This is a genomic window from Phytohabitans aurantiacus (assembly GCF_027923225.1).
GTDB lineage: Bacteria > Actinomycetota > Actinomycetes > Mycobacteriales > Micromonosporaceae > Phytohabitans > Phytohabitans aurantiacus.
The window spans coordinates 1-8,562 of sequence record NZ_BSDI01000110.1 but is presented as its reverse complement, the minus strand read 5'-3'; the positions used below and the strand labels follow the sequence as shown (position 1 = coordinate 8,562).

The window sequence follows — 8,562 nt, the reverse complement described above, 5'->3', positions numbered from 1 at the left end:
TCTCCGCGGGCGCCACCCTCTCCGCGGGCGCCACCCTCTCCGCGGGCGCCACCCTCTCCGCGGGCGCCACCCTCTCCGCGGGCGCCACCCTCTCTGCGCCGCGCGGTGTCGGCGTCGCCCTCACCCCGCGTCGCGCGCGCCGCCCCTCTCCGCCGATCAAGGGCGAATGCACGTGGTTCGATCTCAAACCGCGTGTATTCGGCCTTGATCGGCGGAGATCTCCTTGATCGGCGACGCGACGCCGCCGCCATATTCAGCGTGGCCGGTTCGCGCCGCGTCCGAGCCGTGCAACGGCTCGCCGCGCAGATCTTGGTCTGGCGTCGCCGCAGGCGGCACCCTCCGCCGGGCCGTTGCAGCAGAATCCGCGAAATTGCTGCCTCCGGGACGCGAGGATGCAGCAAAATCCCGGAACTTGTCGGCTCCGCCCGCCGCCGAAGGCGGCGGAGCCGGTGCACCGGCTCGCAGCTCGTGACGACGATCCGCATGCAGATCCGTAGTGGCCGACATGGCCTGTTGCCCGCAGCGAGCGCCGCGGCGGGCTGCAGCGGGTGAGGCCGGGCGTGTGAGGTCCGACCAGGCCGCGCCGATCAAGGCCATTCGCAAGGATCAAGGGCAAACACACGCAGAAAAGAGATCCAACCGCGTGCGTTCGCCCTTGATCGACGGGAAAGGGGGCGTCGCGCGGTTCCGCGCCGCGCGCGCCGGGGAAGGATAGCCTCGGCTTGTGGAGTGGGCGGAGGCACGGCGGCGGGCTGTCGAAGGGCATGCGGCCGCGGAGGACCGGCGCAAGGCGGACGAAGCGGCGGCCGCGCGGGAGCTGATCGCGGACTTCGTGCGGGCGGCGGAAGAGCGTGCACTGCCCGCGACGCGGCTCACCGCGCGGCCGTACCAAGGGGGCGCTCGCTATCGCACGGCGCTGCGCGGCTGGTACCTCAAGGCGGACCGCTCGCTGGCCGTTGGCACGGACGGTGAGCTGTATCTTCTGCACGTCCCTGCCAGTCTGCGCGCCCGGCTGGCGGGCGCGTCCGTCGTGCCCCACCAGCCGCGCCTGGTGGTCGGAGAGGGTGGCCGCGACGGCGAGTCGATCCCGCTCCGAACCCTGCTCGACCGCCGCCTAGCCGCCGCACCCGACTGGCCGTGACAAGACCCGCCGGCGGCGACAAGACCCGCCGGCGGCGACAAGACCCGCCGGCGGCGACAAGACCCGCCGGCGGCGACAAGACCCGCCGGCCGTGACAAGACCCGCCGGCCGCAACGACCCACGGCCCGCCAAGCCGCAACCAACCAACCAACCAACCGCCGCGCAACCCTCAACAGTCCAAAACGGAAGACAGCCAAGCGAACGCCTCGTCCTGCATCTCGGCCGTGAACACATGCCCGAGCCCAGGCCACACCTTCGTTAGCAGCCGCCCACCCGCACGCTGCGACTCCCACACCGCGCGCATCTTCTCGTACGCCTCCCGCACCCCGCCGATCGGAAACAGCGCATCGGTCTCGCCGTTGTAGACGAGCATCGGCCGGGGAGCCGCGATGCTGGCGACGTCGGGGATGTCGAGGTGGCGAAACAGTCCGGGGTGCGACATGAAGTACGCCGACTGCCCGCGCAACGTGTTGTTGCCCGGCACCATCATGCCCTTCAACGTGGTCATCCAGCAGACCGATACCGTCGCCGACACGTGGTCGGAGAGCGCGGCGACCTGCCACGCGCGGTAGCCGCCCATCGAGAAGCCGACCGCCGCGATCCGGCGCCGGTCGACCTCGGGGAGGGTGGCGAGCAGCGCTGCGGCGCGGGCGTCTTCGCGGGCCATGAGGCCGGCCAGCGACGAGCCGAGGTTGTAGAAGTTGCTGGCCAGGGCCTGCTGCGTCTCGTACGTCAGGCCGGGCCGGTCGCCCCAGCCGAGGGCGTCGACGGCGAGTACCGCGTATCCGCGCGCCGCGAGCTCGTCACCGATGAAGCGCCCGCTGAAGTACCGGGTCGTCCACGCCTCCGCCGACGCCAGCCGGGTGTCGTCGTACCACGGCCGGATCAGTTTCTCCTTGCCGATGTCGAAGCGCGCGCCGTGGTCGTGCAGCAGCAGCGCCGCGGGGAACCGCCCTGGCCGGTCCGGCAGCACCATTGTGGCCCGTACCCGGCTGTGCCGCGTCACGTTGAAGAGCACCACGCGCCGCACGAGCCCGCCGGCGCGCTGCTCGTCGACCACCTCCAGGTCGAACGGGGTGCCGTCGTCGGGTTCGAGCAACAGTTCGTCGACCTTGTGCCGGGCGGTCCGCTGCCACGACCGGAAGCTCCGGATCGGCGAGTTGCCCCACGCGAGCGGGTAGGTCAGCTCCGATTTTAGGCCCTCGTAGAAGACCGGCAGGTTACCCTCCACAATGGAGGGAGGCGGGCCGGACGCGGGTAGGTCGGTCGGCAGCAGCAACAGTGCGGGCAGGGACGTGAAGGCGCGCCGCTTCATAGATCTCCCTCCATCGAGGGAGATGAGTTTAACCGGTGATCAAGCTCTGTAGCGCGATGCCGGCGGGACCGAGCAGGGCCGCGAGACGCAGCAACGGCCCGACCACGGACTCGCCGCCGGAGGCCAGCGCGCCCCAGTCACGGAGCTTGGTGACAAGCCGTTCGAGTACGCCGGCGGCCTTAGCGCTGTCACCCATGGACGCCGCCGCCTCACCGGCCAGCGACTCGGCCTCGGCCCGCTGGGCGGGCGCCAGTGGCACTCGGGCGAGCGCCGCCCGTAACGCCTCGATCTCCTGCAGCCCCGCGTTGTACTGGCCCATCACGTTGCCATGCACCGTCATGTCGCCGCCAACGTTGGTGATGTTGCCGGCCTGCTGCCCGCCACCGAAGTTGAATGTCATCGCTGCTGCCTCCGTCGAGTCGAAAAGGCGATGATCGCCCCGTATATCCACAGCGCGGTGCCGATCATCGTCAGCACGAGGCCGATCGGCACCCACGGCAGGAACGGCGGGAGATCCGGCTCGGGCGGCTGAGAGCCCACCGGTGCGTCGAGCGCGTCGAAGACCTCCGCCATGAACGCCAGCACCCAGTACCCGAACGGGATGATCCCGATCAGCTTGAGCGTCACGCCCAGGATGATCAGCGTGCGACCCGCGCGGCTGCGCGGGAGCGGGTTGATGTCCACGTCGTACCGGTTGTGCTGGTCCCGCCCGATGTTGTTGATGAGCCCGGCCGACTGCCCGCCCGAGAAGTTGTACTGCACGGACGCCTGGCCAGCCTGGAACACCAGCGTCACCTCGCCGATGCCGATGCGGTCGCCGTTCGCCAGTTGCCGCGGCGTGCCACCGACGGGTACGCCGTTGACGAGGGTGCCGTTGCGCGAGCCGAGGTCGACGATCCAGGTGGCCCCGTTCGCCTCCCAGACGGCCGCGTGCCGGCGACTCACCCGCTCGTCGGCGAGGGTCAGCGTCGCGTGCTCGTCACGGCCGATCACCGCGCGCTGTGCGGAGACCTGGAAGCCGTAGCCGCGCAGGCGGGGCGGGCCGAGCACCACGAGGTCCATGGCAACACCTCACCCTGATTGTGGACCTCATATCGGGGTGAGGCGGGCGGATCACCCGATCGTGCGGGCGGGGACGACCGGTGCCACCGAATCGCGCACCACGATGTGCGTCCCGAGCACCACATGTTGGGGTTCGTCGGGGTGCAGAGCCAGCCGGACGGCGGTGCGGCCCAACTCCTCGGTCGGCACCCGCACCGTCGTCAGGGCGGGCACCACGTTGGTCGCGAGCGGGATGTCGTCGTACCCGACGACCGACACGTCCTGCGGCACCCGGACCCCCGCCTCGCGGAGGGCGAGCAGCACGCCGGCCGCGACCATGTCGGTGGCGGCGAAGACGGCCGTGAAGGGGACACGGTCCGCGAGCAGCTTGCGGGTGCTCGCGTGCCCAAAGGTTTGGCTGTACTCGCCGGGCACGATCAGGGCCGGATCCAGCGGTACGCCGTATGCCTCGTGCGCTCTCGTGAAGCCCTTGATGCGATCGCGGCTCGTGGTGTGCTCGACGCTGACGTTGCCCAGGTACACGATCCGCCGGTGGCCGTGCGACAGCAGGTGGCTGGTGATCGCGTACGCCCCGCCCTCGTTGTCGTACTCGACCACCGTGGTGGGCACGCCATCGCCGAGCGGGGGCCGGCCGCACAGCACCAGCCGCGAGCCGGCCTTGTCCAGCGCGTGTGCGAAGTGGATCATGCGTTCCTGGTACTCGGCGCCCAGGTAACCGCTGCCCACCAGGATCACCGCGTCGGCGCGCTGCTCGCGCATCGCCTCGACCACCGCCAGCTCGCGGGCCGGGTCGCCGTGCGTCGTGCAGATCAGGCACAGCCGCCCCTCGGCGGTCGCCTGCTGCTCGACGCCCTTGGCCACGTACGCGAACGAGGGACCGGTGACGTCGTCCATCACGAAGGCCACCATGCGCGAGCCCGCGCCCTTGAGGGCGCGGGCCTGGGCGTTCACCACATAGTCAAGCTCGCGGACGGCGCGCTGCACGCGTGCCCGGGTCGCCGCGCTGACCGGGTAGTCGCCGGCCAGTACCCGGGAGACGGTCGCGGGGGAGACCCCGGCACGCGCCGCGACGTCTTTCACCGTCATGCGGTGATTGCCGGTGTCCTCGCTCGTACGTCGTCCCACTGCTGGATAGTAGGCCGCTTAGACAACGTTCTCTACGGGCTCGCCGGCCGGTTCCACCACCGCGCCGACCGGGCGGACGTGCCGCATCGCGACCAGGATCAGCACCGCGGTGCCGAGGACCAGCACGGTGCTGATGCCGGCCACCGTCGCGAGCCCGGCCGTGAAGGCCGCCCGCGCCGACTCCAGAAGAGCCGTCCCGGCCTGCGTGGGCAGGTCGGCCGCCGCGGCGGAGGCGCCGGCCAGCGTGTCACGCGCCATTTCTGGTACGCCCACCGGCGCATCGACGCGCGAATGGTAGACGGCGGTGGCGAGGGTACCCATCGTGGCGATGCCCAGCGCGAACCCGAACTCGTTGCTGGTCTGCGAGATCGACGCCGCCGAACCGGCCTTCTCAGGCGGTGCCGCGCCCACGACGAGGTTGGTACCGAGGGTGAGCAGCGGCCCCGCTCCCAGGTTGATCAGCCCCAACCCGGTCACCACGTACGCCAGCCCGTTCGACGAGGGCGTCTGCGTGAGCAGGGCCAGCCCGCTCGCCGACACCACCAGCCCACCCGCGATCAGCCGCGCGGGCGGTACCCGGCGCGCCAGCAGCGGCGACACCTGGAGCGTGGCGATGGCGGTCGCCACCGTCGGCAGCAGCCACAGCCCGGCCCGCAGCGGCGACAGCCCCTCGACGAGCTGCAGGTACTGCGTGATCAGCACCATCGTGGCGCCCGGCAGCATCGTGTTGATCAGCATGCAGACCAGCGCCGCGGTGAACGCCCGATCGGCGAACAGCCGCAGGTCCAGCAGCGGGTCGGGCAGCCGCACCTGCCGGCGTACGAACAGAAAGCCCACGGCCGTGCCCGCCGCGAGCGCGGCGACCGGCGCGAAGGTCAGGCCGTTCCGGGCCAGCTCCTTCAGGCCCCAGATGGCGGGCAGGATCGTGGCCAGCGACAGCGCGACGCTGGCGATGTCGAGCCGCCCCGCCTCCGGCGCCTTGTACTCGGGCAGCAGCACCGGACCCAGCACCAGCAGCAGCACCATCGCGGGCACGCCGAGCAGGAACACCGAACCCCACCAGAAGTGCTCCAGCAGCGCGCCGCCCACCACCGGGCCGAGCGCGATGCCGCCCATCAGCGACATCAGCCAGACGCCGATCGCGATCGGCCGCTCCTTCGCGTCGCGGAACATGTTGGTGATCAGCGCCAGCGTCGACGGCGTCAGCGTCGCGCCGGCCACGCCCAGCAGCGCGCGGGCGGCGATCAGCATGGCGGGACTGGTCGAGTACGCGGCCAGCACCGACGCGGCACCGAACGCCGCCGCACCGGCCAGCAGCAGCTTGCGGCGCCCGATCCGGTCGCCCAGCGTCCCCATCGTGATCAGGAACCCGGAGAGCAGGAACCCGTACGAGTCGAGGATCCACAGCTGCTCGGTGCCGCTGGCGTGCAGGTCGGTGCTCAGCCGAGGCAGGGCTAGCAGCAGTACGAAAATGTCGATCGAGACGAGCAGTGAGGGCAGGGCCAGTACCGCCAGCCCGATCCACTCCTTGCGCCCGGCTTTGTCGTTCATGGTCGCCCCTCCTGGTTGGGTCTTCACCCAGTGGTCGGAGCGGGCGACCTTTTCTCTACATGGTTGGCGGGCGTCTTCCCACCCGATCCGCGACCCGGCGCGCCGCCTCGGCATACTCGGGCTTCGTCGACATCGCCGCCGCGATCCGCAGGTGGGTGAGGGCATCGGTGAGGCGGCTCTGCCGTTCCAGCGTGCGGCCGAGCAGGTGGTGGGCGTACGCGTCGCTCGGGTCGCGCTCGATGAGCACCCGCAGCTCGCGCTCGGCGTTCGTGAGCTGGGCCGACCCGAAGTACGCCATCGCCAGCTCCAGCCGCACCTCCGAGTTGCGCGGCTCCGCCGCCGCCACCGGCTCGAGGATGCGCGCCGCCTCGGCGGGCTTGCCGAGCGCCACGTAGAACTTCGCCCGCTCATACTCGGCGCTGAGGTCCATCTGTACTCCCTCCGGTGGTCCCGTCTACGGTACGGGCCTTACGCTGGGCTGCGTGGTGATCACGAACTGGGCAGGCAATGTCACCTTTTCGGCGCGGCGGCTTCACCGCCCGGCGTCGGTCGCCGAGGTGCGCGAGCTGGTCGCGGACGCTGACAATTTCCGGGTACTTGGCAGCGGCCACTCGTTCAACCCGATCGCGGACACCACGGGCGACCTGATCTCCCTCGCCGACCTGCCACCCGTGATCTCGATTTCCTCCGACTCGGAGACGGTGACCGTGTCGGCGGGTCTCCGGTACGGCGAGGTGGTGCCGCGGTTGCACGCCGCCGGGTACGCCCTGCACAACCTCGGCTCGCTGCCGCACATCTCGATCGCCGGCGCCTGCGCCACCGGCACCCACGGCTCCGGCGTCGCCAACGGCACCCTGGCCTCCGCGGTAGTGGCGCTCGACCTCGTTACCGCCGACGGCGGGCTGCGCACGATCACCCGCGACGACGAGCTGTTCCCCGCCGGCGTGGTCAGCCTGGGCGCGCTCGGCGTGGTGACGAGCCTGACACTGGCGCTGCGCCCCACGTTCGACATGGCCCAGTACGTCTACGACGACCTGCCGTACGCCGCCGCGCTCGACGAGTTCGACGCCATCATGTCCAGCGCCTACAGCGTCAGCCTCTTCACCGACTGGGCCGGCCCCCACTTCAACCAGGTATGGGTCAAGCAGCTCGCGTCGGCTCCCGCCCCTCCGAAACACTGGCACGGCGCGACGCTCGCCGACGCACCCCGGCACCCCGTGCCCGGCATGTCAGCCGAGTCCTGCACACCGCAGCTGGGCGAACCCGGCCCGTGGCACGCTCGACTCCCACACTTCAAACTGGAGTTCACGCCGAGCAGCGGCGAGGAGCTGCAATCCGAGTACTTCGTGCCGCGCGACCAGGCTATTCTCGGGTTGGCGGCGCTCCACCGTCTCCGCGACCGGATCGCACCCGTGCTCCAGATCAGCGAAATACGCACAATCGCGGCCGACGACCTGTGGCTCAGCCCGTCATACGGCCGCGACACGGTGGCATTCCACTTCACCTGGGTGAAGGACACCGAAGCGGTGCTGCCGGTCCTGCGCGAGATCGAGGCGGCCCTGGCACCCTTCGACGCCCGCCCCCACTGGGGCAAGCTCTTCACCATGCCCCCCGAAGTGGTGGCAACCCGCTACGGCCGCTTGGCCGACTTCGCCGCCCTAACCACTCGCCTAGACCCCAACGCAAAACTCCAAAACCCCTTCCTAACCCCCCACCTCCACCCCTAACAACCCCCGCCCCCCCGCGCCCACTCCACGCCTCTTCGCGCCGGTCCTCTTCGCGCGCCGGTCCGCGCCGCGTCGGGCTGCGCCGCGCCGGGCTGCGCCGCGCCGGGCTGCGCCGCGCCGGTCCGCGCCGCGTCGGGCTGCGCCGCGCCGGTCCGCGCCGCGTCGGGCTGCGCCGCGCCGGGCCGCTTCGCGCGCCTTGCGCGCGCCCCCTCGGCGTTGTGCGCTTTGCCCGCGTTAGTCCGCTTCGCGCCGGGCTCTGCCCGCACCGCGCCGCCCCCTCCGCGTCGATCAAGGGCGAATGCCCGTGGTTGGATCTCTTTCCGCGTGCTTTTGCCCTTGGTCGATGGAGATGTCCTTGATCGACGGCAACAGCGACCGGAGGGAGCCGCCGCCTCCGGCGCCGCGACGGGTCGCGGACGCTGCCCTGTCCCGAGCCACGCGGCGATCTTGCAGTTGTCATAGTGGATTGCCCTGGTTTGGGACATGGCAACTGCAAGATCGCCGCTGCCCGCGGCCCCACCAGACCGCCGCGACACCGTCACCCGGCTAGATCTTGGCGCTCGACCGTCGCCAGGGGCGAGCTCAACCGGTGGTTGCAACACCGAGTAGTTGGGCCATTTTGTCAGCTGGGTTGGCCCAGC

The 8,562-nt window shown here is 70.9% G+C and carries 9 protein-coding genes; 3 read left to right on the top strand and 6 right to left on the bottom strand.

Annotated features, from left to right (window positions below; genetic code table 11):
* Together QMG73_RS45845 and QMG73_RS45840 are read left to right on the top strand one after the other, a co-directional pair.
* Positions 1 to 227: hypothetical protein (locus QMG73_RS45845; RefSeq protein ID WP_281906446.1), on the top strand; the 227-nt coding region annotated here is incomplete at its 5' end.
* A 497-nt stretch (positions 228 to 724) separates the two neighbouring features.
* A complete protein-coding gene (locus tag QMG73_RS45840; protein ID WP_281906445.1) occupies positions 725 to 1,141 on the top strand; it encodes a hypothetical protein in 417 nt (138 codons plus the stop codon).
* A gap of 169 nt (positions 1,142 to 1,310) precedes the next feature.
* Here the strand turns inward: QMG73_RS45840 and QMG73_RS45835 are convergent, their stop codons facing one another.
* Genes QMG73_RS45835 through QMG73_RS45810 form a run of 6 tightly spaced genes read right to left on the bottom strand, consistent with a single transcriptional unit; the run spans position 1,311 to position 6,624 of the window.
* Entirely contained in the window at positions 1,311 to 2,456 is a 1,146-nt protein-coding gene (locus QMG73_RS45835; RefSeq protein WP_281906444.1) for a dienelactone hydrolase family protein, read from the bottom strand.
* Between the two features lie 28 nt (positions 2,457 to 2,484).
* Complete coding sequence (locus QMG73_RS45830; RefSeq protein ID WP_281906443.1) at positions 2,485 to 2,856, bottom strand: hypothetical protein; 372 nt, start codon at positions 2,854 to 2,856, stop codon at positions 2,485 to 2,487.
* A complete protein-coding gene (locus QMG73_RS45825) occupies positions 2,853 to 3,518 on the bottom strand; it encodes an FHA domain-containing protein (RefSeq protein ID WP_281906441.1) in 666 nt (221 codons plus the stop codon). Before QMG73_RS45825 ends, QMG73_RS45830 begins: the two co-directional genes overlap by 4 nt.
* Before the next feature lie 51 nt (positions 3,519 to 3,569).
* Positions 3,570 to 4,643 (bottom strand): LacI family DNA-binding transcriptional regulator, encoded by a 1,074-nt coding sequence (locus tag QMG73_RS45820; protein ID WP_281906439.1) that lies wholly within the window; start codon positions 4,641 to 4,643, stop codon positions 3,570 to 3,572.
* Positions 4,644 to 4,661: 18 nt separating this feature from the next.
* On the bottom strand, positions 4,662 to 6,194 hold the full coding sequence (locus QMG73_RS45815; RefSeq protein ID WP_281906437.1) for an MFS transporter: 1,533 nt from the start codon (positions 6,192 to 6,194) through the stop codon (positions 4,662 to 4,664).
* Positions 6,195 to 6,249: 55 nt separating this feature from the next.
* Positions 6,250 to 6,624 (bottom strand): tetratricopeptide repeat protein, encoded by a 375-nt coding sequence (locus QMG73_RS45810; RefSeq protein WP_281906436.1) that lies wholly within the window; start codon positions 6,622 to 6,624, stop codon positions 6,250 to 6,252.
* A gap of 52 nt (positions 6,625 to 6,676) precedes the next feature.
* On the opposite strand from QMG73_RS45810, the gene QMG73_RS45805 reads away from it, so the two are divergent.
* On the top strand, positions 6,677 to 7,921 hold the full coding sequence (locus tag QMG73_RS45805; RefSeq protein ID WP_281906435.1) for an FAD-binding protein: 1,245 nt from the start codon (positions 6,677 to 6,679) through the stop codon (positions 7,919 to 7,921).
* Positions 7,922 to 8,562 lie beyond the last annotated feature (641 nt).